Annotated in this window: 1 protein-coding gene; it reads right to left on the minus strand. The window is 61.3% G+C overall.

Going from position 1 to position 478, the window contains the following annotated elements:
- On the minus strand, positions 1 to 478 hold a 478-nt coding region (locus X744_RS0139305), incomplete at both ends, for a GMC oxidoreductase (RefSeq protein ID WP_031261584.1).

The following is a 478-nucleotide window of genomic DNA, read 5'->3' on the forward strand; positions in this document are numbered from 1 at the left end:
ATCAGCTTCGGCATGACTGACGCATCGGCGACCCGGAGCCCGTCCATGCCTCGCACTTTCAGCGTCGCCGGATCAACGACCGCCATCGCGTCCGTCCCCATCTTGCAGGTTCCGACAGGGTGGTAGACGGTCAGCGCTTCGGCGCGCAGATAGGCTAGGATCTCGTCGTCGCTACCGACATCCTTGCCCGGAAGCATTTCCTTGCCACGCACCGCATCGAACTCGGATGCGGCGAGGATATTGCGCGCGATCTTGATGCCTTCGACAAGCACCATGGCGTCGTCCTCGTTCGCGAAGAAGCGGTGATCGATGAGAACGTCGCGGCGAGAACTGTCCTGTGACAATCTGATCTCGCCCACGCTTTTCGGCCTGAGAACGCAGGTGTGAATGGCGTAGCCGTGGCCATATTCGATGAGCCTGCCGCGATGGCTGCGATAGCCCGGCACGAAGTGGAACTGAATGTCGGGCAGGCCGTTCG

Source organism: Mesorhizobium sp. LNHC252B00 (assembly GCF_000502955.1).
In the GTDB taxonomy this organism is placed as follows: Bacteria; Pseudomonadota; Alphaproteobacteria; order Rhizobiales; family Rhizobiaceae; genus Mesorhizobium.